Origin of the sequence: Streptomyces sp. NPDC046557 (assembly GCF_040645975.1) — a bacterium.
Taxonomy (GTDB): domain Bacteria; phylum Actinomycetota; class Actinomycetes; order Streptomycetales; family Streptomycetaceae; genus Streptomyces.
On sequence record NZ_JBEYZH010000001.1, the window covers coordinates 146,481 to 170,782 of the forward strand.

Below are 24,302 nucleotides of genomic sequence, written 5' to 3' on the forward strand. Positions count from 1 at the left end.
CCAGGCTGAGCACGGGTGGATCGTCTTCCTCGTGAGCGAAGCAACCAAAGCAATCGAAGCGACCGTACGCACCGACCCCGCGTCCTCGCCGACCCCGACGGGCCGGGCCACCACCCCGGTCACCGCCCGGGCCTCCGCCCCCGCGCCCGCCGCCGTTCCCGTCATCCGCCACGAAGCGGTGCTGGGGACCCTCGGCCTGTTCACCGTACTGCTGGGCGCGGCCCTCCCCCTGATCGACTTCTTCATCGTCAACGTGGCGCTGCCGGCCATCGACAGCGACCTCGCCGCCGGCCCCGCGCTGCTGGAACTGATCGTCGGCGGCTACGGCGTCACGTACGCCGTGCTGCTGGTCCTCGGCGGGCGCCTCGGTGACACGATCGGCCGCCGCCGGTTGTTCCTGGCCGGCATGGCCGCCTTCGGCATCACCTCCCTGGCCTGCGGCCTGGCCCCCACCGCGTGGACGCTGGTGGCGGCGCGGGTGGCCCAAGGGGCCTCGGCGGCGCTCATGCTGCCGCAGGTGCTCGCCACCATCCAGGCCACCACACACGGGCCGCGCCGCGCCCGGGCCATGAGCTTCTACGGGGCGACCGCCGGACTCTCCATGGTCGCCGGACAGATCCTCGGCGGTGTCCTGGTGGCCGCCGACGTGGCCGGCTCCGGTTGGCGTTCGGTGTTCCTCGTGAACGTCCCGGTCGTACTGGTCGGGCTGGTGCTCGCCGTCCGCGCCCTTCCGGAGACCCGTTCCCACCGGCCCGCCTCGGTGGACGTACCCGGAACGCTGCTGTTGGCCCTGTCGCTGGTGTCCCTGCTGCTGCCGCTGACCGAGGGCCGGGCGGCGGGCTGGCCCGTCTGGACGTGGGTCTCGCTCGGTGTCTTCCCCCTCGCGGCCACGGCGTTCTACGTGACCGAGCGCCGCGCCGACCGCCTCGGCCGGACGCCGCTGGTCCCCCCGAGTTTGCTGCGACTGGAATCGCTGCGGCGCGGCCTGTTGATGGTGGTGCCGTTCTCGATCGGCTTCAGCGGATTCATGTTCGTCATCGCGGTGACGCTGCAGCAGGGGCTGCGCATGGGGCCGGTCTCGGCGGGGCTCGCGCTCGTGCCGATGGCGGTCGCCTTCTTCGCGGCCTCGCTGGCCGGACCGCGGCTGATCGGGCGGTACGGCAGCCGGGTCGTCACCGTGGGCGGTGTGCTCCAGGCCCTCGGCATCGGCCTGTTGCTCCTCGCCGTCCTGCGCGACTGGTCGGAGCTCAACCTCCTCGCACTGGCACCGGGCGTCGCGGTGGCCGGTCTGGGTCAGGGGCTCCAACTGCCCGTGCTGATGCGGCTGATGATGTCGGACGTGCCCGCCGACCGGGCCGGGGTGGGCAGCGGGGTCATGATCACCACGCAGCAGTCCGCGCTGGCCCTGGGCGTCGCGACCCTGGGCAGCCTCTTCCTCGCTCTCACCCCCGCGATCGGGATGCGGGACGCCCTCACGACGACCCTGTTGGTGCAGTTGGGCCTCATCGTGTTGACGGTCCTGCTCAGCCTCCGCCTCCCGCGCGTCATGCGGTGATCCCGACCGGGGAGGGGCCCCGGGGGGTTGTCGGGGGTCCGTAGGACCGACCGCGCCGGCGATGGCGAGGAGCAACACTGCGACTTTCGGGTAAAGAAGGGCTTGCGGCTGGGTAGCATCCGACAGCACCACCGTGAGGTATGAGGAAAGTGAGCCGCACATGGCCGACGAGCCTGTCACCACGCCCATCCACAACCTGTACGCGCAGCGGTTCGCCGCCGATCTCGAAACCAACCGCAAGGAACAGGCGGACCTCACCGCGCAGATCGGGGAACTCGAAGAACGTCTGAGCCGGCTCAAGGCGGACGAGAGGTGGCTCTGCGGCGCCCAGGGCGTGCTGCCCGCCGCCGGTGACACCGCGCCCCCGGTCCCGGCGCCGACGCAGACTCCGGCGAAGACCTCGACGCCGGAACAGGGAGCCGTTCCGCGGCCCCGGCAGGCCAAGAAGAGCACCGCCGGTACGGGGCGGGCGAGGAAGGCGACGCCGCCGAAGGCGCCCTCCGTGACCGCCGGTTCCGGTACGGAGTCCAAGGCGGTAGCCCGCAAGTCCACCGCTCGTAAGCCCGCCTCGGACAAGGCCGGCGCGAACAAGCCGGTCGTCCGCAAGGCCGCTTCCGACAAGGCCACCGTCGACAAGCCGAAGCGGATCGTCCAGGCGAAGCCGTCCGTCGAGGCCGAGAAGACGGCCGTCAAGGCCGGGAAGCCTGCGAGGACGGACGAGCCCCCGCTGCGCGAACTCGTCCACGCCCTGCTGGTCCGGGCCGCGGAACCCCGCATGGTGAGCGAGGTCGCCGCCGAACTGACGCAGGCGCACCCCGGTCGGGCGGCTTCCGGCCAGGTCGTCCGCAACACCCTGGAAGGGCTGGTCAAGAAGGGCCAGATCGAGAAGGAGCACCGGCAGGGATCGGTGATGTACACCGCCCTCCAGGCCGCCGCGGCCGGCCCGGCGGCCGAGGGGCCGGTGTCCGACGCGGTCGCCGAGCCCGACACGGACACCGCGACCGCTCCCGCGGCGGTGCCCGCCCCCGCGTCGTCGTAGCCGGACGGGCGGGCCGCCGCGTCAGACCGGATCCGCGCGGCCGAACAGCAACGCGTAACCCGGCGGGAGTTGGGCGAGCGCACGCCGCAGCACGTCCGCGTCGACGACGTCGGCCACGGTGCTGAGGACCGCGCCGCTGTCCCAGTGGGCGGTGTCAGGGGTCGCGCCCTCGATCAGGAGCGCGACCGCTCCCGCGAACTCCGGCGGAGCCAGCGGAGCCGTCGCCGGGACGGCCTCCAGCAGCGGCGGCGAGCAGGGGGCGGGGAGCTGGGCGGCGAGTTCCTTGCGCTCCCGGTCCGCGAGGTGGCCGCCCAGGGTGGCCAGCACGGCGCGGGTGGAACGCGCGGCTTCCCGTGCGGTCGGGTATTGGCCGCGCTCTTGGACGTGCGCCAGGTACTCGTCCCATGCGATGGGCACGGTGGGCCTCCTTCGTCGATGTCCGTTTCGTGCTCGCTACAGCGCGAGCCTGCCCCGGACCGCCCCGCGCAGACGCCGGCCGACCCGGGGATTCCTCCCGGCCCGCTCAGCGCAGGTGGGCCTTGACCTCCTCGTAGATCCTGGCGTCGACCGGGAAGTCCATGTGTTGCAAACACCCGGTCTCCGTGTTCACCGCGCCGCTGAGGGCGACGGTGCTGCTGTCGGGGCTGATGATGCTGTCGCACGGCGACCACCAGGTGGCGTAACGCGGGGAACCGGGCGTCTCGTCGCCGGCGTTGAGCTCGTTGAGGAAGGCTGAGCCGGGACGCATCTCGGCGCAGGACGCGCCCCCGCACAAGTAGGCGCTGCCGGTGCCGTGGTTGGGGCCGGCCAGGGAGACCCACGCGTCGACCTTGCGGTCCCCACCGAGGTTCTTGAGGTAGTAGCGGGAGGAAAGGGCGCCCATGGAATGGGTGACCAGGTCCACCTTGGCGGCGCCGGTGGCGGCGAGGACGCGGTCGATCTCGGCGGCGAGCCCGCGGGCGGTCGTGGCGTTGGACTGGCTGGTGGGGTAGCTCCACTGGTCCAGCAGAGCGGCCGGCCGGCCGTCGGAGCGGAAGCGGGAGGCCATGGTGTCCCACGTGGAACCGTCGCTGTTCCATCCGTGTACGAAGACGATCGGATCGGGCTCGGCCGTGACGGGCGCCGACGGTGCGGCGGCGGCCTGGGGAACGAACGCGGCGAAGGCTAGGAGGGCGGCGGGCACGGCCCGCAGGCGGTTGGGGTTCACGCCGCCAGGTTGTAGCGGAGCCACCCGGCCCGGCAGCGCGGTCCGGGGGATGCGCTCACCCGACTGGGTGCGATCTTTCACCGCAGGAACGTTTCGGTGCCGCGCGGCCGTCGCGCCGGAAAGCCCGTACTCCACCCCGAACTCTTGAGCCCGGACGACTGCACAACGGCCCTGCGCACCCACCTCACCCACCTCACCACGACCCCCGAGGCCGCCGCGCCTTGAGAGAGCGCGTCAACTGGTCGGGCCTTGCCCGCCGACCGCCGGTGGAGAGGACTGCGGTCGGGCGGCGTCGGCAATCGACATGGACAGCCCGTCCGTCAGCCATTTGTGCGCCGCCGTCATGTCCAGTACGCGGCCGCGCGTGGCAGTGCCGACCAGGGCCCAATACCGTTCCAGGCGGGGGTCGAAGGCAGACGACCTCGACACCAGCCCGTGCAGGTAGGCGCGGAAGGCGGGGGTGTCAGACTCCCGCCGGGCTCGTGCGTGGGCGGACACGAAGGCGTTCACCGCGTCCCCGGCGCAGGGCGGCAGACCCCGGGTCACGGCGGCGGCCGTCAGGGCGGCCGCCTCGTCGATCTCCCCGTAGAACGCCGGGCCGTCCCGCATCTCCTCGTCGTGGTCCTCGGTCCAGCGGGTGAAGTCGGGAGTGGAGATGAGCAGATGAAGCTCGGCGTAGGCAAGGGCCGTAGCCGGATCGGGGTCCTGCGGCGGTCCGGGGGACAGCATGGCGATCATGATGTCGAGCCGACGCTTGGGCATGGCCGCGGACAGCTCGCGGTACCAGTGTTCGGTGAGGGTGAGGTGCGCCTGCGGGAGCCGTTGGACGCGAGAGAGGATCTCCAGACGCCGGAGCCGTTCCTCGCTCGGGCAGTCGTCCAGGGCCTTGAGCGTGGCCTGGCGCCACCGCAGTTCGGTCAGTCGTTCCTGCACCAGTTCGAGCTCGGTCGCGACCAGTTCGCCGAGCGAGCATTCGCCGGTGACCACCTGCGTGATGGTCGCGATCGGAGTGTCCAGCGCCCGTAGGCGTCTGATGAGACGGATGCGTTCCCACGCCTCGGGACCGTAGCGCCGGTGACCACCGGTGCTACGGCCGGCCACCGGCAGGAGACCGCTGTCGGAGTAGTAGCGGAGGGTCTTCACCGGGACTTCCGTGCCGGCCGCGAGTTCACCGATGCTCCATGTGTCGTCCGTCACAGTACCTTGAACCTCCAGCGCGCGGGAGCTCTTAGCGTAGGGAGCACCGACGGCGTGGGTCGCACCCGTCCCCAACCGCCCGGCCTTCGTTCCGGCCTGACGGGCGTTGTGCGACCTCCTCCGGCACGTCCGCCCTGTCCGCCTCTGTCCGACCGAGAACGGTGGTACGCATGTCCCCGAACACGACAGCACCGCGCCCCTGCCGAAGAGACAGGCTCCGTGCGGCGTTCTCCCCCGTACTCTTCGCGGTCGCGCTCCTCACGGCCACCGCCGTACCGGCGACCGGCGCTCCCGTGGCCGGTCCCCTCGTACGGACCGACCACGGCCTGGTACGCGGCGTGTCGCACGGCTCGTACGCCACCTTCGACGGCATCCCCTACGCCGCGCCGCCGACCGGACCGTTGCGCTGGCGCGCCCCGGCGCCGGCCGCCGCGTGGCACGGGGTCCGGGATGCGACGACGGCGGCTCCGCGCTGTGTCCAGATGCCGACACCGGGTGCGGGGGCGCTCGTCGGGTCGGAGGACTGCCTCTACCTCAACGTCACGACGCCGACGCCGACGCCGACACCCAAGCCGGCCGGGCGGAAGCGGCCGGTGCTGGTGTGGCTGCACGGCGGGGCGTTCCTGGGTGGTTCCGGCAGTGACTACAGCGCCGAACACCTCGCGGTGCGGGGTGACACGGTCGTCGTCACGGTCAACTACCGGTTGGGGATCTTCGGTTACTTCGGCCACCCCGGGTTGGGCTCGGCTCCGCCGTTCGGCCTGGCGGACCAGCAGGCGGCCCTGCGCTGGGTGCGGGCGAACGCGGGGCGTTTCGGTGGTGATCCGGGCAGTGTCACGCTGTTCGGCGAGTCCGCGGGGGCCCTCGGCGTCTGCGCACACCTCACCTCCCCGACGGCCGTCGGACTCTTCCAGAAGGCCGTGCTCCAAAGCGGTTCCTGCCTCATGTCCTTCCCGCGCGGCGCCCTCGGCCCCGGAACACCGGCGTATGAGCCGTTCGCCTCGGAGCACGATGTCCAGACGGCCGGTTCGGCCGCCGCCCGACAACTGGGGTGCACGGCGGATGGAGCGGACGAGGTACTGGCGTGCCTGCGCGGGCAGAGCACGGATCGCCTCGCCACCGCGCAGTTGATGCAGTCCTTCAACCGGCCCGCCTTCGGCAACGCGCTGCTGCCCCTGGCACCGGACCAGGCGTTGGCGTCGGGACGCTTCCAGCGCGTGCCGGTCCTCCAGGGGACCAACCACGACGAGATGCGGATGTTCGTCGGCCTGTCGCTCGCCGCGTTCCCGATCCACACCGAGACGGACTACCGCGCCCGTCTCGTGGACGCCTTCGGGCCCGCGGCCCCGGCCGTCGAGGCGCAGTACCCGGCGGCGGGCCACCCCACGCCCGCCCTGGCCTGGGCGGCGCTGCTGACCGACCGGTCCCTCGCGTGCACCACACTGGCGGCCGGCCGCGCCATCGCCGCTCAGGCCCCCGGCCTCCCGCTCTACGGCTACGAGTTCGCCGATCCGGACGCCCCCGTCCTCACGGGCCTGCCGGCGAACCCTGGCTTCCCCTACGGCGCGGCGCACGGCTTCGAGATGCCGTTCCTGTTCTCCCCCTTCCCCACGGAGCGACCATTGACCGACGCCCAGCGCACCCTGTCCGACCTGATGGTCGACTACTGGACGCGCTTCGCGCACACCGGCAACCCGAACACCCCCGGTGCTCCGCTCTGGCCCGCCCTCGGCTCGTCATCGCCTCCCACGCGGTCCGTGCAGTCGCTGGCTCCCGGAACTGACGCAATCCACCCCGTCGACGCGGGTTACGCCCACCACTGCTCGTTCTGGGACCGTCTGCCCCGGTGAGGAGGGAGCGCCCGACACCCGACTCGCGCGACGCGGGAACCCGAAGGCCACACCGTCAGGCGGGTTCCCGCTCCAGCGCCTCCCGGAGGGCGGCCAGGACGAGCCGGGCCGCGGGGGCGCGCTGGTCGGGGCGGATCGCGAGCCCCAGGCAGGCCGGTGTCGTCGCGTCGCGGAGGGGGACGGGACGCAGCCCCTCCTCCGCACCGGAGGACGGGGTCAGGACGGCGACGCCCGCCCCGCGCCGGGCCAATCCCGTGAGCGCGAGCGGCGACGCGGCCTCGATCGTGACCCGCGGCCGGAGGCCGACCCGCGCGCACGACCGGTCGTACGCGGCCCGGATGCCCGTGCCCGGCGGCAGGCAGAGCACCTTCTCCGCCCGGAGGTCCGCCAGGCTCACCGACGCCCTGTCCAACCGGTGGCCCATGGGCACCATCGCCGTCAGGGTCTCTTCGAGGAACACGGACACATCCAGGCCGGGACTTTCGGCGCCGCGTTCCTCGCCGCCCGCGAAGGCGATCAGCGCGAGGTCGAGGGAGCGTGCGAGAACGCGCTCGCGCAGTGCCTCCGAGTCGTCCTCGTGCAGGCTCAGCTCGACGCCCGGGTGGGTGGCCGCGAGTCCGGCCACGACGTCGAGCAGCCCCGGGATCGAGCATCCCCTGATCATGCCGAGGCGGACCCGGCCCCGTACCGCCTCGGCGAACTCGGCGGCCGTGTGCGCGATGGCGTCCAGCGTCTCCAGTGCCTGCCTGGCCAGAGGCAGGACGGCCTCCCCGGCCGGGGTCAGCCGGGTCCGGCGCCCCGAGCGGTCCAGGAGTCGCTGGCCCAGCTCCCGTTCCAGCTTCCCCACCTGCGTGCTGATGCCGGACTGGCTGACGCGCAGCCGTAGGGCGGCGGCGGTGAACGAGCCTTCTTCGACCACGGCCGCGAAGTAGCGCAGCTGGTGCATCTCCATAAGCATCAATGATACAAGGCATCACTTTCATCTGTTGGACAGATGGATCATCGGGCGACACCATGGACTCATGACGATGACTCCGGCTGAGATCTCCGAGACCTACTTCACCGCCTGGCAGGCGGGCGACTTCGACACCTTGAGCACCCTGCTCGCCCCCGACGTCGACTTCGTCGGCACGCTCGGCACCGCACGCGGCGTCGAGGAGTGCCTACAGGGCCTGAAGAACATGGGCCGGGTGCTGGAACGGATCGAGGTCCACGCCCGTGTGGCCACCGAAACCGATGTGATCACCTGGTTCGATGTCCACGTGCCCGGAGCGACACCCACCCCCACCGCCAACTGGAGCCATGTGGAAGACGGCAGGATCACCCGGATCCGCGTCACCTTCGACCCCCGGTCCATCCTGGCGACGTTCGCCTGACCCGCGCCGACGTGGCGCGAGGGGGAATGTCATGGGCGTCGGCGGCAAGCGACGAGGGAGGTTCTTCGCCCTCGTCGCGGCCGGGGTGGTCCTCGCTTCGGGTGTGGGGCTGTAGGCCCCGCGTTCGACGGGCAGTTGGCCGTTCCCGGCGAACTACTGCTCGGGGGCGTGGCAGGAGGACAGCGGTCCCTCCTTCCTCGGTGACAAGGCGCTCGCCGTGTCCCGGACGGTGTCCCGGTCCGTGCGCCGGGCCACCGAGTCGGCACCGCCTTCGCCCACCAAACCGACCGCCGCCCGCACGGTCGCCGTCACCTCGTCGATCGTCGACGACGACTCCCCCGACCCGCTCGACTTCGACGAGCGGGTCAGCCTCGCGCACGGCCCCGTCCCGGCGTCCGTCGGGAACGCGCGCCTGGATAACCCACTTCTTCGACGGATCGGCCTCGCCGTTGTCCGATTGGGCTCGACGGGCTGGTCTCCGGTGATCGCGCCATGCTGGTGTTGCCGAAGAACTGTGATGTGGACGACAGACCCTCCACGGTGACGATCCGCAGTGAGAGTCGGGGCAACGGGCACCTGGGGAAGAAGGCCATGCCCTTCACCATCGGCAACCGGACGGATGTCCCCCGGATACTGCCGGACGCCGCCGACGCCGCCTCCTCGAAGGCCGGTTGCAAGCCTGACAGGCCGCTGCGTGCGCGGTCACCGATCGCCTCCAGACCTGCTCGGTGGTGACGTGTGCTCCGGAGCCGCCCCACGGGCGTCCGCTCGGTCCCGCCCGGCCGCCCTGGCAGGCGTAGGCCCCGCCCCGAACCGCGTGATCCACCGGCGATCGTAGGGGTCGGGGAGGCTCCCTCCGGCAGGGTGGCGGTCGGGCACACAGGACGGCACGCGACTGTGAGGGTCGGCCACATATGCCGTCGACCTGTGGACTCCTACGTTGTGGCGACACGGAACGTCCCCGTCAACGCCCCCGGAAGTGGTGCACATGGCCTCCAGCACAGGCATAAGAAGGATCGTCGCGGCCAGCCTGATCGGGACCACCATCGAGTGGTACGACTTCTTCTTGTACGGCAGCGCCGCCGCCCTGGTGTTCAACAAGGTGTTCTTCCCGACCGCCGACCCGCTGACCGGGACGCTGATCGCCTTCGTCACCTACGCCATCGGCTTCCTGGCCCGCCCGCTCGGCGGGGTCGTCTTCGGGCACTTCGGGGACAAGGTCGGGCGCAAGAAGCTGCTCGTGCTGAGCCTGCTGATGATGGGCGGCGCCACCTTCGCGATGGGATTGCTGCCGACCTACGCGGGCATCGGCGTCGGGGCGCCGGTGCTGCTGACGGTGCTCCGGCTGGTGCAGGGGTTCGCGCTGGGCGGCGAGTGGGGCGGCGCCGTGCTGATCGTCTCCGAGCACGGCGGCGACGAGCACCGCGGGTTCTGGGCCTCCTGGCCGCAGTCGGGGGCGCCCGGCGGGAATCTGCTCGCCACCGGGGTGCTGGCGCTGCTGGCGTCCGTCCAGTCGGAGGAGGCGTTCCTCGCGTGGGGCTGGCGCGTCCCCTTCCTCCTGTCGGGCGTGCTGGTGGCGGCGGGGTTGTGGATCCGGATCTCCGTCGCGGAGTCCCCGGTCTTCCTCGCGGCGCAGGCCCGGGCCCGGCAGGAGGAGGGGGCGGTCAAGGCGAAGGCCCCGGTGGTGGAGGTGTTCCGCAGGAGTTGGCGTGAGGTGCTGACCGCGATAGGTACCCGGTTCGGCGAGAACATCTCGTACTACGTCCTGACCTCCTTCCTCCTCGTCTACGTCGCCACCCACCTCGGGCTGCCCAAGAGCAGCGCGCTCAACGCCGTGTTGATCGGCTCGGCCCTCCACTTCGTCACCATCCCGGCCTGGGGCGCGCTGTCGGACCGGATCGGCCGCCGGCCGGTGACGATGATCGGCTCGGTGGGGATGGCGGTTTGGGCGTTCGCCTTCTTCGCCCTGGTCGACTCGCGGTCGTTCGCGGTCATCACGGTGGCGGTCACCGTCGGTCTGCTGCTGCACGGGGCGATGTACGGGCCGCAGGCCGCCTTCATCTCCGAGATGTTCGACACCAAGGTCCGCTACTCGGGTGCCTCGATGGGCTCGCAGCTCGCCTCGATCGTCGCGGGGGCGCTTGCCCCGATCATCGCCGTCGAGTTGCTCAAGGACTACGGCTCCTCCGTTCCGGTGTCCGTCTACCTCTGTGGCGCGGCCCTGGTCACCACGCTCACGGTGGCGTTCGCGAAGGAGACCCGCGGCCGGAACCTGGCGGCGGTCGGCCACCGTCCCGCACTGCCCGGGCAGCGGACCGCCGCCCGGGCGGGGCGACCGTTCGACGCGGCTTGACGGCGCAGCCGCGGCCCGGCGGAAACCGTGCGGACCGCGGCGACTGTCGGGAGCGCGGAATCGGGAGCGCGGCCTCCCCGTCGGAGGCCCGACGGGGAGGGCTGTCAGCATGGGCCGCGTGAACGACGCCTCCAGCCCTCGCCCTTCCGTCGACAACCCGGCGGCGGCCGCGTTGCGCACCCTGCTCGACCTGTTGGCCGGGGGCGCCCCGGCCGAGCGGTTCGCGGCGGCCGCCGGGCAGGCCCGTGCCGACGGCGCCGCACAGACGGAACTCGCCCTCGTCGAGGACGCGACCCGCGTCGCGCTGGACATCAGTCGGACGCTGGGCCAACACCGTCGCCGGGAGGCGGAGTTGACCGCCCTGTTCGACACGGCCGGCGACCTGGCCGCGCTGCGTGACCTGGACGCCGTACTGCGGGCGATCGTCCGGCGGGCGAGGACCCTGCTGGGCACCGACGTCGCCTACCTCACCCTCAACGACCCCGTCGCCGGCGACACGTTCATGCGGGTCACGGACGGCTCGGTCTCCGCCGCGTTCCAGCAACTGCGCCTGGGCATGGGCGAGGGACTCGGCGGCCTGGTCGCGCAGACGGCCCGCCCCTACGCGACCAGCGACTACGGTGCGGACGGCCGGTTCAAGCACACCGCCGCCATCGACCGCGGCGTCGGCGAGGAGGGGCTGCGGGGCATCCTGGGCGTCCCGCTACGGGTGGGGACGCGGGTGATCGGCGTGCTGTACGCGGCCGACCGCGCCGTCCGGGCGTTCGCCCCCGACGCCGTCGCGCTGCTGTCGTCCCTCGCCGACCACGCCGCGGTGGCCATCGACGGCGCCCGGCTGCTGGAGGAGACGCGGGCCGCCCTCGTCGAGCTGGGCGGGGCCAACGAGACGGTCCGCGCCCACAGCGAGGCGATGCGCCTGGCCACCGAGACGCACGACCGGCTCACCGACCTCGTGCTGCGCGGCGGTGACGTGGGTGATCTCGCGCGGGACGTCGCGGCCCTCCTGGGTGGCGGCATCGTGGTCCACGACGCCGACGGCACGGAACTGGCCCGGGTCGGCGCCGATCCCCTCCCCGCGCCGGACCGGGGGGTGGCGGAATCGCGCACCGGCGGGCGGGCGGTGTCCGTGGACGGCACATGGGTCTGGGCGGTGCTGGCGGGCCCCGAGCTCCTCGGCAGCGTCGCCCTGACCGGCCGGCCCGGTCTCAGCGACTCCGACCGGCGCCTCTTCGAACGGGCCGGCCTGGTCACGGCCCTCCTCCTGCTGCTGCGCCGCTCCATAGCGGAGGCGGAGGACCGGGTGCGCGGCGAACTGCTCAGCGACCTGCTCACCGCGCAGGGCGCGGGCCGGGTGGACGACGGGGCGAGCCGGCGGATCCGGGCCCGCCGGCTGGGCCTGGACCTGTCCCGGCCGCACGCGGTGCTGGCGCTCCAGTGCGATGCGGCGGCCCGGGGCCGGCTGGCGTCGGAGGCGGCCCGCCGGGCACGCGACGCCCATGGATTGTCGGGCGTGCACCAGGGGCTCGTCGTGATGGTGGTCCCGGCGGAGCGCCCCGGCGACCTCGCCCGGTCGCTGGCCGCCGACCTGGGGCTGGGCCTCTGCGCCCCGGTGACGGTGGGCGCCGCCGGCCCCGCGGCCCACCCGGGCGACCTGCCCGCCGTGTACGCGGAGGCCCTGCGGTGCGTGGAGGCGCTGCACACCCTCGGGCAGTCGGGCCGGGGCGCGGGCCTCGCCGATCTCGGCTTCCTCGGCGTGCTGCTCGGCGACCGGGCCGATGTGAGCGGCTACGTCGACCGGGTGCTGGGCCCCGTCATCGCGTACGACGCCCGGCGCGGGACCGATCTCGTCCGTACGCTGGATGCCTACTTCGCCCACGGCGCGAGCCTGTCGAAGGCGAAGGAGGCCCTGCACGTCCACGTCAACACGGTGGTGCAGCGACTGGACCGGATCGGTCGGCTCCTCGGGGACGACTGGAACACCCCCGCCGCCGCGTTGGAGCTCCAGCTCGCTCTGCGTCTGTACCGTCTGACCTCGTGACTCACCGGTGAGCTATGTTTGATCACGAGTGATGAGAAGGAGGCCGTCCGTGTCATCGGGGCAGCAGGAACGCGCTCAGGCAGCCGCCATCACGCCGAGCGGGCAGGCCGCGGAGCACGAGCGCGCCCCCGCCGACCGGGTCCGGGCGCTGTTCGACGGGCACCCCCTGTCCCCCGGTCAGCGGCGCATCGCCCAGTACCTCATCGACCACCTCACCGAGGCCGCGTTCCTCTCGATCACCGAACTCGCGGAACGGGTCGGGGTGAGCCAACCGTCCGTGACCCGTTTCGCCTCGTCGTTGGGCTTCAGCGGCTATCCGGCCCTGCGTGAGGTGTTGCAGCCGATCGCGCTGAACGCGGTCGCGCGCCATCCGGAGAGCCGGGAGCAGATCCGCCACAACGAGCTCCAGGCGGCCGTGGACGCCGAGATCGCGAACCTGGAGAACCTGCGGCGGTTGCTGGCCGACACCAACCAGATCCTCGACATCGGTCGCGATCTGGCCCAGTCGGTGCCCCTCACCGTGCTCGGTCTGCGGATCTCGGTGTCCCTCGCCGAGTACTTCGCCTACGCGGCCCGGCGCATCCACCCCGACGTACGGCTGGTGACGGGCGGCGGCAGCGTCGCCTACGACGCGCTGCTCCAGGCCCGGGCGGCGGGCGGCACGTGGGTGTTGGCCTTCGCCATGCCGCGGCACGCCAAGGAGACGCTCGCCGCCGTGCGGACGGCCCGCAGCGCCGGGTTGCGCGTCGCGCTGATCACCGATCCGACGCTGGGCCCGTTGGTGGAGGAGGCCGACGTGGTGCTCACCGCCGGCACCGGCTCGCGGCTGGTTTTCGACTCGTACGCGGCGCCCGGGGTACTGTCGGCGGCGCTCCTACAGGCCATGGCGGACGCGGACCCCGAGCGGACGCAGGCCCGTCTCGAAAGCTATGAACAGGCCGCTGACCTGCACGGTTTCTTCCTCTAGAGCGGAGGCGGCGCCTCCTTTACCGGATGGAACCGTTCATTCAGCGAGCGTATGAATTTTTTCATACACTTGCTTACTCGACGGTATATATGTTTACTGATCGCGCGGCCGGAATCCACCAGATGCCGGGGAGAGCGACCCCACGCCCTCCCGAGCGAGCACCCAGCAGCGAGCGACTCCTCCTCACGCCCGCTTCCGGGTACCCGATCCGGGCTTTCGGATCCCGTTGACCGCCGTGGCGGCCTCGATCAACCCCTGGGTCGAGGCCGCCCACCCCTCTCGATCAGAGTTCGACACCACTCGGAAGCGACGAGAATGCCCCTGACGGCCCCCGCCACCCTCAGCCCGGACTGGCCCTGCCAGGTCAAGGCCCCCGGAAGTCACGACTGGGAGCGCACCGCCATCCGCTGGCTGCGCGACTTGCTGCCGGCCCGCTACGCCGGCTACTCGACGTTCAACCGTCACCCCGTACTCCTCACCCGGCACACGCGTCTCCACCTCCAGCACGAGATACGCGCCGTGCGGGTGGCCCTGGAGACCTGCCGCGCCGAACTGCCGTCGCTCGGCGTCGCCGAGTCCGTCATCGAGAACACCATCCGGATGTACGCCGTCGAACTCGACCAACTCGCCCGCCTGGCCCGGGGCGTACGGCTGATCACCGACGCCCTCCTCGCCGGCGGCGCGCCCCGCCGGCGCTAGACCCGCACCCTGGGCAGGGTCGCCACCAGGCGGGCGCCGCCCGTTGGGGCCGAGCCGACCGCGAGGGAGCCTCCCAGACTGGTGGCGATGTTCCGGGCTATGGCCAGGCCGAGGCCCGACCCTCCCTCGTCGCGGCTACGGGCGTCATCGAGGCGGGTGAACCGTTCGAAGACCCGCTCCCGGTCCGCGACCGCTATGCCCGGCCCGTCGTCGCACACCTCCAGCACCACGAGGTCCCGCTCCTTGTCCACCCGGAGGGTCAGCGAGACCCGCCGCGCGGCGTGCCGTTGGGCGTTGTCCAGCAGGTTCGTGACGAGTCGTGACAGCCACAGGGTGCTGCCGCGCACCGTGACGTCGGGCGCGAGGTCCGCCTCGACCGGGATGCGGTCGCCGCGGCGCGGGCGCGCGGCCTCCCGGGCGACCCCGGTGAGGTCGACGGCGGCGGCCGGAGGCGGCTCGGCGGTGTCCAGGCGGGCCAACAGGAGGAGGTCCGCCGCGAGATCCTGCAGCCGGACGGTGTCCTCCAGCGCGCCGCTGACCAACTCGCCCCACAGGGCCGGGTCGGGATGCGCCTGCGCGACCTCCAACTGCGTCCGGAGCACCGTGATGGGGCTGCGCAGCTCGTGGGAGGCGTCGGCGATGAACTGCCGCTGCCGGATCCCGGCGGCTTCGAGCCGGTCCAGGGTGGCGTTGACCGTCACGGCGAGCCGGGCCACCTCGTCCTCGCTGCGCGGCACGGGCACCCGTCGGTGCAGGTCGCGTTCGCTGATCTCCGCGACCTCGGCGCGGATCGCCTCGACGGGCCGCAGGGCCCAGCCCGTCACCCGCCAGGTGACCAGGGCGACGGTCAGGACGAGCAGCGGCACCATGACCGCCAGCGCGGCGGTGATCATGTCCCCGGCGGCATCGGCCTGCCGCAGCGAGGTACCCGCGTAGACGGTGACCAGCCCCGATGCCGTGGCGGTGGTGACCTGCACGACGCGCTGGCGGTGTTCCTGCCGTACCGGACGGCCGTTCCAGGTGCCCCGGACCGTCCCGGGGCTGCCCGGCCGGGCCCCGGAGACCGGCGGACGACCGACGAGGTTGGGGCTCGCCGCCAGCACCCGTCCCTCGGCGTCCACGACTTGGAGGAAGTCCGTTCCGTGGCCGCCGGGCAGTACGGGATCGAGGCGGCCCCCCGCCGCCAGCCCGGCGGTGGCCACGGCCTGCCGTTCGGCGTCGTCCTGGGCGCTGCGCATCAGATTGCCGTGGAGCAGCCCGAGCAGGGCGAAGGAGACCGTCCCGAGGGCCAGGGCGACCACGGCGGACGCCCCGAGCGTCGCCCGGGCGCGGACGGAACGGGGCCGCAGGCCGCCGGCCAGGAGTCGGCGCACCGCACGCGTCCCCGCGCGCGTCCGTGTGCCCGGCCACCGGGCCGTTCGCTCGGCCACCATCGCCCGTAGGGCGTTTCGCTCAGCCACCGTCGGCCGCCAGCCGGTAACCGGCGCCGCGCACCGTCTCCACGGCGGCCCGCCCGAACGGCGCGTCGATCTTCCGGCGCAGGGCGCTGACGTGGACCTCCACGACGTTCAGGTCACCGTCGTAGGCGGCGTCCCACACGTTCTCCAGGATCTCGCGCTTGGGCACCACCTCCCCGGCCCGCCGGGCGAGGTACTCCAGCACCGCGAACTCCCGTGAGGTGAGGCGGGCTTCGGTTCCGCCGCGGGTGCACCGTTGTGCGGCCGGGTCGACCACCAGGTCGCCGAGGGTCATGACCTGCGGGCGGCGGCGGCCGGTGCGCCGGATCAGCGCCCGGAGCCGGGCCACGAGGACGACGTAGGAGAAGGGCTTGGACAGGAAGTCGTCCGCGCCGGTGTCCAGGGCTTCGGCCTCGTCGTACTCACCGTCCTTCGCGGTGAGCATCAAGATGCCCGACTCGCAGCCCGCCGCGCGGAGCCGGGCGCAGACCCGGTAGCCGTTGAGGCCCGGCAGCATGATGTCCAGCACGATGGCGTCGTAGTCGTGCTCCGCCGCCAGCCACAGCCCCTGCGTGCCGTCGTGGGCGACGTCCACCGAGAAGCCCTCGGCTCCCAGCCCTCGCTGTAGGGCGGCGGCCAGCCGCCGCTCGTCCTCGACCACCAGTACGCGCATGGGGTCAAGGTTCTCAGGTCGCCCGGTGGGGTTGCTGAAGGGGTCTTCAGCTCTCTTCAGCGCAGCTTCAGCAAGCGCGGCGCACGATCTGCCCTGCCGGGCGGAGCGCCCGGAGTACGCGAGGAGCAGCCAGATGACCCAGTCCACTCCCCAGCCTTCCGACCACCCGACGGACGCGGGCGAGACGAAAGCGGTCCCGGTGGGCGACGCCGCCACCGCGGGACGTCGTGGCCGGTTCGTCCGGGTGACCCGCCAGGGGCGCACGCGATGGGTGGCCCTCGGGCTGGTGGTGCTGGTCGGCGGCGGCGGCGCCGCGGCGGCCGTCGCCGTGGCCGAGCACCACCACGAGGCGCGCGAGGAGCACCCGGCCGCCGCCTCCGAGCACGAGCGGGGCGACGGTCCGAAGGGCGGCCGCGCCGACGGGGAGCCCCACGCCTTCGGGCGCCAGGACGGCCGCGACGACGCGCCCGGACGGATGCGGCCGGGCCGCGGCTTCCCCGGCGGCGACGGCGCGAAGGCGGTCGCCCCGGCGCCGCTGCCCGCGCTGGCGGCCACGCAGGCCGCGGACAAGGCGGCAGCGGCCGTGTCGGGCGGCAAGGTGGAGTCCCTGCGCGTGGTGGTGGAGCAGGGCGGGGCGAGCGCGTGGGACGCCGTGGTCCTCGGCCCGGACGGCGTCCGGCACGATGTCACCCTCTCCGGCGGCGACGGCACGGTGACGGGCAACACGGTCCTGGAGAAGGGCCCGAACGCATCGCGCTGACGCGCGACCGCGCCCGGGGGACGGGTGACCGTCTCCCGGGCGACGCACCGCCTCACGCGCGACCGGCGTCGAGGAGTCGCCGGGCCGTCTCGCGCATCTCGACCTTGCGGATCTTCCCGGTGACGGTCATCGGGAACTCGTCCACGACGTGGACGTAGCGCGGGATCTTGAAGTGGGCGAGGCGGCCGGCGCAGTAGGTGCGGACGGTTTCCGCGGTCAACGGCTCGGCGCCCTCGCGCATCCGGACCCACGCCATCAGCTCTTCACCGTACTTGGCGTCGGGGACTCCGATGACCTGGACGTCGAGGACGTCCGGATGCCCGTGGAGGAACTCCTCGATCTCGCGCGGGTAGATGTTCTCGCCGCCGCGGATGACCATGTCCTTGATCCGGCCGGTGATGCTCAGATAGCCGTCGTCGTCCATGACGGCCAGGTCGCCGGTGTGCATCCAGCGAGCCGCGTCGACCGCTTCGGCGGTCCGCTCGGGCTCGCCCCAGTAGCCCAGCATGACGGAGTAGCCCCGGGTGCACAGTTCACCGGGTTCGCCGCGGGGCACGGTCCGCCCGGAGGACGGGTCGACGACCTTGACCTCCAGGTGCGGGCCGACCCGGCCCACGGTCGACACGCGTCGTTCGACCGAGTCGTCCGCGCGGGTCTGCGTCGACACCGGTGAGGTCTCCGTCATCCCGTAGCAGATGGAGACCTCCGTCATGCCCATCCGGTCGATGACCTCCTTCATCACCTCGACGGGGCACGGTGAGCCCGCCATGATTCCGGTCCGGAGGCTGGAGAGGTCGTACGCGGCGAAGTCCGGGTCGGCGAGGGCGGCGATGAACATCGTCGGCACGCCGTACAGCGAGGTGCACGACTCGGCCTGCACCGCGGCGAGGGTGGCCGCCGGCTCGAAGGACGGCGCCGGGATGACGAGCGCCGCCCCGTGGCTCGTACACGCGAGCGCGCCCATCACCATGCCGAAGCAATGATAGAAGGGGACCGGGACGCAGACCCGGTCCTGTTCGGTGTAGTGGCACAACTCCCCGACGAAGAAACCGTTGTTGAGGATGTTGTGGTGGGACAGGGTGGCGCCCTTGGGGAAGCCGGTGGTCCCGGAGGTGTACTGGATGTTGACGGGGTCGTCCGGGCTCAGCGCGGCCTGCGCCCGGGCCAGTACGGCCGGATCGCCCTGCCGGCCGCGCTCCAGCAGGGAGGCCCAGAGGTCGCCCTCCAACAGGACCACGAACTCCAGCTCCGGGCAGCGCGGACGCGCCTCCTCGATCATGGCCGCGTAGTCGGAGCTCTTGAACCGGTCCGCGGCGGCCAGCAGCCGGATCCCCGACTGCCGCAGTACGTACTCCAACTCGTGCGAGCGGTACGCCGGGTTCACGGTGACGAGGACCGCCCCGATCTTGGCGGTGGCGTACTGCACCAGCGTCCATTCGGGGCGGTTGGGCGCCCAGATGCCGACCCGGTCGCCCTTGGTGATGCCGAGGTCCAGCAGGCCGAGCGCGAGCGCGTCGACGTCCGCCGCGAGCTCCGCGTACGTCCAGCGCCGCCCGGAGGCCATGTCGACGAGGGCGTCCCGCTCGGGGACCCTGCGCGCGGTGCGGTCCAGGTTCTCGCCGATCGTGTCGCCGAGCAGCGGCACCCCGTGGACCCCGTACGCGTAGCTGGACTCTGCGGACACACGACCTCCCGAAAACGGTGGTGCGCACGGGGCCCGGTGGGCCGGCGCCCCCCTATGATCACCGCGCGGGGCCGTCGGGCCAAGGGCTGCGCGGCGATCGTGGGGCGCCGGTTCAGGTCGCCGGGAGCGCCTCCTCCAGGGCCCGCGCCAGTTCTTCCGGCAGCCGGCCGGTGTGCAGAACCCCCAGGGTCTGCGTGGCGCGGGTCAGCGCCACGTACAGGTCACTCGGCGCGATGTCCGCCGGTTCCACGACGAGCACCGTGTCGAACTCCAGCCCCTTGGCCTGGCGCGGGTCGAGGAGCACGACCGTGTGGGTGAGGTCCGGTTCCGCGCCGGCCCGTACGTCGGGCAGCGCCGCGGCCAGGGCCTCGTGCAGCGCGCGCGGGGCGATCACCGCGAGCCGGCCCTCCGCCGGAGTGCCGGCGCGTACGGCGTCGGCGACCGCGGCGGGGAGGTCGCCGGCCGCCCGCGCCCATGGTCGTACACCCGTGGAGCGCACGGATCGTGGCGGCTCGAAGCCGGGGTGGCGGGCGAGCAGTACGGCGGACGCGACGTCCATGATCTCGGCGGGCGTACGGTAGTTCACGCCGAGCCGCACCAGTTCCCAGCGGTCGCCGACGTAGGGGGCCAGGATGCGCTTCCAGGAGCCGCAGCCCGCCTCGTCGCCGGTCTGGGCGGGGTCCCCCACCAGGGTCATGGAGCGGGTGGGGCAGCGGCGCATGAGCAGCCGCCACGCCATCGCGGACAGCTCCTGCGCCTCGTCGACGATGACGTGGCCGAAGGCCCAGGTCCGGTCGGCGGCGGCGCGTTCGGCGGCGCTGCGGTGGTCGGCCTCCTCGTGCCGCTCGGCCATCCGCTCGGCGTCGATGATGTCGTGCGCGGCGAGGTACTCGTTCTCGGTGTCCTCGAACTCGTAGGATTCCGAGCCCTGCGAGAGGTCCAGGACGCCCTGCGCGTACGCGATGCGCTCCAGCCGCTCACGCTCCTCGGCGGCGCGCCGCGCGCTGTCGTCCTCGCCGAGCAGTTCGGCCGCCTCGTCGAGCAGCGGGATGTCGGCGGGGGTCCAGCCGGTCTCCGTCGCGGGGCGGCGGATCAGCTCGGCGTCGGCGGCGTCCAGGTGGGTGGGGTCTTCCAGGAAGTCGGTGATCAGCCGCTCGGGGGTCAGCGGCGGCCAGAGGGTGTCGATGGCCGCGTGCACCTCGGCGCTGGTGGCGATCTCCTTGCCGAGCTGCGCGACGTCGTCGGGTCCCAGCAGGTTGGGGCCGCCGTAGGGGTCCGCGCCGAGCCGGTCGGCGAGCTGCTCGGTGAGCGCGTCGATGATCCGGAACGCGAAGTAGGGCCGCGCGAGGTTGTGCGGGAGACCGGTGCCGCGTGCCCGGTCGCGTGCCTCGTGGGCCATCGTCCGGTCCAGCAACAGCGTCCCGTAGTCGTCGTGGTCGATCTCCAGCGCCGGTTCGGGGACCACGGAGCTGTCCTCACCGCTACCGGCCGGGACGGTCTCCGGCAGGGCCTGCCGGTCGCCGACGACCCGGGCGAGTACCTCGGCCATCGCCGCGCCGCCCTTGACGGCCGCCGCGCCGGGGCGGTCGGTGCGGGTGGCGTGGACGCCGGGGAAGAGCTCGCCGACCGTGGCGAGGAGCACTCCCGTCTCGCCGAGCGAGGGGAGCACCTCGCCGATGTAGCCGAGGAAGGCCGGGTTGGGGCCGACGATCAGCACGCCCCGCTTGGCGAGGAGTTCCCGCTGGGCGTACAGGAGGTAGGCGGCGCGGTGCAGGGCGACCGCGGTCTTGCCCGTGCCGGGGCCGCCTTCCACCACCAGGACGCCCGCGTGCGGGGAGCGGATGATGCGGTCCTGCTCGGCCTGGATGGTCCGCACGATGTCGTGCATCCGCCCGGTGCGGGCGGCGTCGAGGGCGGCGAGCAGGACGGCGTCGGCGTCGGCGCCCTCGTAACCGGTGCGTTCGGTGTCGGTGAGGTCCAGGATCTCGTCGTGCAGTGCGGTGACCTCACGGCCCCGGGTGGTGAGGTGCCGGCGTCGGCGCAGGCCCATGGGGTGGTGACCGGTGGCGAGGTAGAAGGGGCGGGCGACTTCGGCCCGCCAGTCGAGGACCAGGGGAGTGCGCTCCGGGTCGTCCTGCCTGATTCCGATACGGCCGATGTGGTGGTCCCGACCGTCGGAGAACTCCAGCCGGCCGAAACACAGACCGTTCTCCCCGGAGTTCAGAGCGGAAAGCAGACCGGACTGCTCGGCGACCAGCACATCCCGCTCCAGGCGAGCCTGAAACCCGCTTCCCGGCTCGGCGAGCGCGCTCCGGACGGCGCGTTCGGCCTGGTCACGCAGGTCGTCGAGGCGTGCGTAGAGACCGGTGATGAATTGCTGCTCATTCCGGAATTCCTCGGTTGACAATTCCACTCCTGACGCGCTACAGTGTCCACGTAAAGCTCCTCCACGTCTTCCTCGTGGGTCGACGTGAAATAACCAATATACGCAGAGAATCGCCCCGGCCGCCATTGAGGTCCGGGGTTTTTTGTTGCCGTGTGGCAGGAGACGGAGCCCCCGTGGACGTACAGCACTTCACCCGGATCACCGCGTTCATCGAGGCGCGCCTCAGCCCGCTGTTCGCCGCCGAGACCGGCAGCGAGAGCGGGTTCGCGATGGACGACACCTCCCGCGCCCTGCGCGCGCTGCGCAACGCGGTGCTGGAGGCTTCCGCGGTCAAGGGCCTCATCGAGCAGCGTGCCGCGGCCGAGCCCGCGGTGCGCCGTGTCATCGACCAGTCGGTGGAACACCACTGGGACGTCCTGCGCGGCATCGCCCGCCAGTGGGAGGACCACCCGGACTTCGTCCGGGAGTTCAAGCGGCACGCCTGGGAACTCGACGGGGCTCCCGCGGCGGGCTGATCAACCCCGACAGCCTGTCATGACGGCCCGGGGGCGCGCCGTGCGTCATCGTGGCCGTATGACGGAGCAGAGGATCGACGTGTGGGCGGTCGGGGAAGCCTACGAAAGGTACATGGGCCGCTGGAGCCGCCTCGTCGCCGACCGGTTCGTGGACTGGTTGGGCGTCGACGACGGCGGGGTGTGGCTCGACGTCGGCTGCGGCACCGGCGCCCTCACCTCCGCCCTCACCGGGCGGGCCCGGCCGCGGCTGGTCCTGGGCGTCGACCGGTCGGCCGGGTTCCTCGACGTGGCGCGCGCCACCGCCGGCCCGCCGGCGCGGTTCCTGCGCGCAACCGCGCCGGCGCTGCCCGTCCGTGCCGGCGCCTGCGACGCGGTGGTCAGCGCCCTCGCCCTCAACTTCCTCCCCGCGCCGGGCACCGCCGTCGCCGAGGCGGCGCGCGTGGCGCGCCCGGGCGGGCTCGTCGCCTGTTACGTGTGGGACTACGCCGAGGGCATGGGGCTGCTGCGCCGGTTCTGGGACGCGGCCGTGCTCCTGGATCCGGGGGCGGCCGCCCTGGACGAGGGGCGCCGCTTCCCGCTCTGCCGACCGGAGGAGCTGCGCGCGCTGTGGACGTCGGCCGGGCTGGAGGGCGTCCATGTCGCCCCGATCGAGGTGCGCGCCGGCTTCGCCTCGTTCGCCGAGCTGTGGGAGCCGTTCCTGGCCGGGCAGGGCCCCGCCCCGGGCTACGTCGCGACCCTCGCCCCGCCTGCCCGGGAGCGGCTGCGCGAAACGCTGCGCGCCTCCTTGCCGACCCGGCCGGACGGGTCCCTGACGCTGGGTGTGCGCGCCTGGGCCGTCCTCGGCCGCAAGCCGTCCCCCGGCCCGGACTGAGCCGGACGCCGGGTCAGGAGATGCGCATGTTCGCCATCATGCCCATCGCACCGTGGTCGAACAGGTGGCAGTGGTAGACGTAGGTGCCCCGGTACCCGGTGAAGGTCGCCTGGATCTTCACCGTCTCGCCCGGCTTCAGCGGCACGGTGTCCTTGAGCCCGGTCTCGGGGCCATCGGTGACGGCCTGGCCGTTGCGTTCCAGGACCCGGAACTGCACCAGGTGCATGTGGAAGTTGTGCGGGGCGAACTGGTTGGAGTTGTGGACGGTCCAGATCTCGGTGGCACCGTAGGCGATCTCGGTGTCGATCCGGTTCATGTCGTACGTCTTGCCGTTGATGTACGCCATGCTGCTCGGGGCGCCGGTCTCGTCCATCCTCATGTCGACGGTGCGGTTGACGGTGGGGACGGCCAGCGGCGGGAGCGTCCTGAGCTGCGCGGGGACCACGCTGTCGTCGCGGGCGGTGCGGGTGACGCGGAACTGGAGGACGGCGCCGATCTCGTTGGCCGGCTCGTCCCGGTCGATGTGCTTGTTGCGGAGCTCGATGGTGGTGCCGACGGGGTAGCGGGAGAAGTCGATGACGACGTCGGCCCGCTCGCCCGGGGAGATGGACACCGTGTTCGTGCGGTACGGGGCGGCCAGCAGTCCGCCGTCGGTGCCGATCTGCACGATCTCCGAGTCGTCCGCGAGGCTCAGGCCGAAGAACCGCTGGTTCGCGGTGTTGGTGAAGCGCAGACGGTACTTGCGCGCCGCGACCTCGAAGTAGGGCCACGCCTTGCCGTTGGCGAGGAGGACGTTGCGGTGCCGGAAGTCGCCCATCTCGTAGACGAGTTCGCCGGTGTCGGTGAAGCGGGCGTCGCGCAGCGAGATGGGGATGTCGTAGCCGCCGGACGGCAGGCCCAGCCGGCGTTCGGTGTCGTCGGTGAGGATGTAGGTGCCCGTCATCCCGCGGAAGACGTTCTCCGACTCCATGTGGTGGGCGTGGTCGTGGAACCACAGGTTCGCGTGCGGCTGGGTGTTGGGGTAGGTGTACGTCTTGGTGCCGCCCTCGGCCGCGATCAGGTCCATCGGGGAACCGTCGCTGTCCTGCGGGACGTGGGCGCCGTGCAGGTGGATCGAGGTGGGGACGTCGAGCGAGTTGGTCTGCTTGACCACGACCCGGCGGCCCGACTCGGCCTTGATGACGGGGCCGGGGAAGGAGCCGTTGAAGGTGCGCAGCGTGGTGCTCAGGCCGGGCACGACCTCCTTGGTGGCTTCCTTCAAGGTCATCCGGTAGTAGCTGGTGGTACCGGTGGTGAGATACGGCTGGAGCACCGGCGCCAAGGGCATCCGCTGCGTGAACTTCGCTATGCCGGCCGGGTCGAGCTCGGCTCCGGCGACCCGGGGCTCGTTCGCCGCGGCGTTGACGACCGGCAGCAGCATGCCGCCCGTTCCGATGACACTGGTGGCGGCCACGCCTGCCCGGACGACGGTCCTACGACTGATCACTGTTCCCCCGAGGGTGCTGCCCCGGCGACTGACGCGCCGGCGGGTTGGCATGTAGGTGGTAGTGGATGGGGTCAAGTGTGCGAGGGGCCGGTCGTGACTCGCTCGTGCGTCGCACAAGCCCCGTACGACCCGGGGGCGGGCTCCGGCCAAGTGGCACCATCCGGCCAAATATGTGGCCCATGCCTGGCA

General features: G+C 72.4%; 22 protein-coding genes. 12 read left to right on the forward strand and 10 right to left on the reverse strand.

Annotated features, from left to right (window positions below; translation table 11 throughout):
* Positions 1-178: 178 nt before the first annotated feature.
* Both ABZ934_RS00775 and ABZ934_RS00780 read left to right on the forward strand, forming a co-directional pair.
* Complete coding sequence (locus tag ABZ934_RS00775; RefSeq protein WP_361308641.1) at positions 179-1,555, forward strand: MFS transporter; 1,377 nt, start codon at positions 179-181, stop codon at positions 1,553-1,555.
* Positions 1,556-1,715: 160 nt separating this feature from the next.
* A complete protein-coding gene (locus ABZ934_RS00780; protein ID WP_361307062.1) occupies positions 1,716-2,594 on the forward strand; it encodes a hypothetical protein in 879 nt (292 codons plus the stop codon).
* Between the two features lie 21 nt (positions 2,595-2,615).
* Here ABZ934_RS00780 and ABZ934_RS00785 read toward each other — a convergent pair whose 3' ends face one another.
* Both ABZ934_RS00785 and ABZ934_RS00790 read right to left on the reverse strand, forming a co-directional pair.
* Positions 2,616-3,011, reverse strand: coding sequence for a DUF2267 domain-containing protein (locus tag ABZ934_RS00785; protein WP_361307064.1), 396 nt, complete (start codon positions 3,009-3,011; stop codon positions 2,616-2,618).
* A gap of 106 nt (positions 3,012-3,117) precedes the next feature.
* The gene (locus ABZ934_RS00790) at positions 3,118-3,801 is read right to left on the reverse strand and encodes an alpha/beta fold hydrolase (protein ID WP_361307066.1); all 684 of its coding nucleotides are present in this window, start codon (positions 3,799-3,801) and stop codon (positions 3,118-3,120) included.
* A 96-nt stretch (positions 3,802-3,897) separates the two neighbouring features.
* Between ABZ934_RS00790 and ABZ934_RS00795 the strand changes: the two genes are divergently transcribed.
* Positions 3,898-4,026 carry a hypothetical protein gene (locus tag ABZ934_RS00795; protein ID WP_361307068.1) on the forward strand — a complete coding sequence of 43 codons (129 nt, stop codon included), beginning with the start codon at positions 3,898-3,900 and terminating at the stop codon, positions 4,024-4,026.
* Between the two features lie 9 nt (positions 4,027-4,035).
* Here the strand turns inward: ABZ934_RS00795 and ABZ934_RS00800 are convergent, their stop codons facing one another.
* Positions 4,036-4,998 (reverse strand): MerR family transcriptional regulator, encoded by a 963-nt coding sequence (locus ABZ934_RS00800; RefSeq protein ID WP_361307070.1) that lies wholly within the window; start codon positions 4,996-4,998, stop codon positions 4,036-4,038.
* A 170-nt stretch (positions 4,999-5,168) separates the two neighbouring features.
* Here ABZ934_RS00800 and ABZ934_RS00805 point away from each other — a divergent pair, with 170 nt between their 5' ends.
* The gene (locus ABZ934_RS00805) at positions 5,169-6,848 is read left to right on the forward strand and encodes a carboxylesterase family protein (RefSeq protein ID WP_361307072.1); all 1,680 of its coding nucleotides are present in this window, start codon (positions 5,169-5,171) and stop codon (positions 6,846-6,848) included.
* A gap of 55 nt (positions 6,849-6,903) precedes the next feature.
* Here the strand turns inward: ABZ934_RS00805 and ABZ934_RS00810 are convergent, their stop codons facing one another.
* Positions 6,904-7,800, reverse strand: coding sequence for a LysR substrate-binding domain-containing protein (locus ABZ934_RS00810; protein ID WP_361307074.1), 897 nt, complete (start codon positions 7,798-7,800; stop codon positions 6,904-6,906).
* A gap of 70 nt (positions 7,801-7,870) precedes the next feature.
* On the opposite strand from ABZ934_RS00810, the gene ABZ934_RS00815 reads away from it, so the two are divergent.
* The gene (locus tag ABZ934_RS00815; protein ID WP_361307076.1) at positions 7,871-8,224 is read left to right on the forward strand and encodes a nuclear transport factor 2 family protein; all 354 of its coding nucleotides are present in this window, start codon (positions 7,871-7,873) and stop codon (positions 8,222-8,224) included.
* A gap of 153 nt (positions 8,225-8,377) precedes the next feature.
* Here the strand turns inward: ABZ934_RS00815 and ABZ934_RS00820 are convergent, their stop codons facing one another.
* Positions 8,378-8,536, reverse strand: coding sequence for a hypothetical protein (locus ABZ934_RS00820; protein ID WP_361307078.1), 159 nt, complete (start codon positions 8,534-8,536; stop codon positions 8,378-8,380).
* Positions 8,537-9,212: 676 nt separating this feature from the next.
* On the opposite strand from ABZ934_RS00820, the gene ABZ934_RS00825 reads away from it, so the two are divergent.
* From ABZ934_RS00825 to ABZ934_RS00840, 4 genes are all read left to right on the forward strand, one after another.
* Entirely contained in the window at positions 9,213-10,577 is a 1,365-nt protein-coding gene (locus ABZ934_RS00825; RefSeq protein WP_361307080.1) for an MFS transporter, read from the forward strand.
* A gap of 109 nt (positions 10,578-10,686) precedes the next feature.
* Positions 10,687-12,615, forward strand: coding sequence for a GAF domain-containing protein (locus tag ABZ934_RS00830; protein WP_361307082.1), 1,929 nt, complete (start codon positions 10,687-10,689; stop codon positions 12,613-12,615).
* A 49-nt stretch (positions 12,616-12,664) separates the two neighbouring features.
* Positions 12,665-13,582 carry a MurR/RpiR family transcriptional regulator gene (locus ABZ934_RS00835; protein WP_361307084.1) on the forward strand — a complete coding sequence of 306 codons (918 nt, stop codon included), beginning with the start codon at positions 12,665-12,667 and terminating at the stop codon, positions 13,580-13,582.
* A 315-nt stretch (positions 13,583-13,897) separates the two neighbouring features.
* Positions 13,898-14,281: a hypothetical protein gene (locus ABZ934_RS00840; RefSeq protein ID WP_361307086.1), complete on the forward strand. Its 384-nt coding sequence runs from the start codon at positions 13,898-13,900 to the stop codon at positions 14,279-14,281.
* On the opposite strand, the gene ABZ934_RS00845 is transcribed toward ABZ934_RS00840, so the two are convergent.
* Positions 14,278-15,654: an ATP-binding protein gene (locus ABZ934_RS00845; protein ID WP_361307088.1), complete on the reverse strand. Its 1,377-nt coding sequence runs from the start codon at positions 15,652-15,654 to the stop codon at positions 14,278-14,280. The genes ABZ934_RS00840 and ABZ934_RS00845 overlap by 4 nt on opposite strands.
* 79 nt (positions 15,655-15,733) lie before the next feature.
* Positions 15,734-16,411, reverse strand: coding sequence for a response regulator transcription factor (locus ABZ934_RS00850; RefSeq protein ID WP_361307090.1), 678 nt, complete (start codon positions 16,409-16,411; stop codon positions 15,734-15,736).
* Positions 16,412-16,544: 133 nt separating this feature from the next.
* Here ABZ934_RS00850 and ABZ934_RS00855 point away from each other — a divergent pair, with 133 nt between their 5' ends.
* Positions 16,545-17,171 (forward strand): hypothetical protein, encoded by a 627-nt coding sequence (locus ABZ934_RS00855; RefSeq protein WP_361307092.1) that lies wholly within the window; start codon positions 16,545-16,547, stop codon positions 17,169-17,171.
* 52 nt (positions 17,172-17,223) lie between these two features.
* Here ABZ934_RS00855 and ABZ934_RS00860 read toward each other — a convergent pair whose 3' ends face one another.
* Positions 17,224-18,855, reverse strand: coding sequence for an AMP-binding protein (locus ABZ934_RS00860; protein ID WP_361307094.1), 1,632 nt, complete (start codon positions 18,853-18,855; stop codon positions 17,224-17,226).
* A 112-nt stretch (positions 18,856-18,967) separates the two neighbouring features.
* Positions 18,968-21,262 (reverse strand): helicase, encoded by a 2,295-nt coding sequence (locus tag ABZ934_RS00865; RefSeq protein ID WP_361307096.1) that lies wholly within the window; start codon positions 21,260-21,262, stop codon positions 18,968-18,970.
* A gap of 152 nt (positions 21,263-21,414) precedes the next feature.
* Here ABZ934_RS00865 and ABZ934_RS00870 point away from each other — a divergent pair, with 152 nt between their 5' ends.
* Both ABZ934_RS00870 and ABZ934_RS00875 read left to right on the forward strand, forming a co-directional pair.
* Positions 21,415-21,756 (forward strand): hypothetical protein, encoded by a 342-nt coding sequence (locus ABZ934_RS00870; RefSeq protein ID WP_361307098.1) that lies wholly within the window; start codon positions 21,415-21,417, stop codon positions 21,754-21,756.
* Positions 21,757-21,814: 58 nt separating this feature from the next.
* Complete coding sequence (locus ABZ934_RS00875; protein ID WP_361307100.1) at positions 21,815-22,627, forward strand: methyltransferase domain-containing protein; 813 nt, start codon at positions 21,815-21,817, stop codon at positions 22,625-22,627.
* Positions 22,628-22,640: 13 nt separating this feature from the next.
* Here ABZ934_RS00875 and ABZ934_RS00880 read toward each other — a convergent pair whose 3' ends face one another.
* Complete coding sequence (locus ABZ934_RS00880; protein WP_361307103.1) at positions 22,641-24,080, reverse strand: multicopper oxidase domain-containing protein; 1,440 nt, start codon at positions 24,078-24,080, stop codon at positions 22,641-22,643.
* Positions 24,081-24,302: the final 222 nt, after the last annotated feature.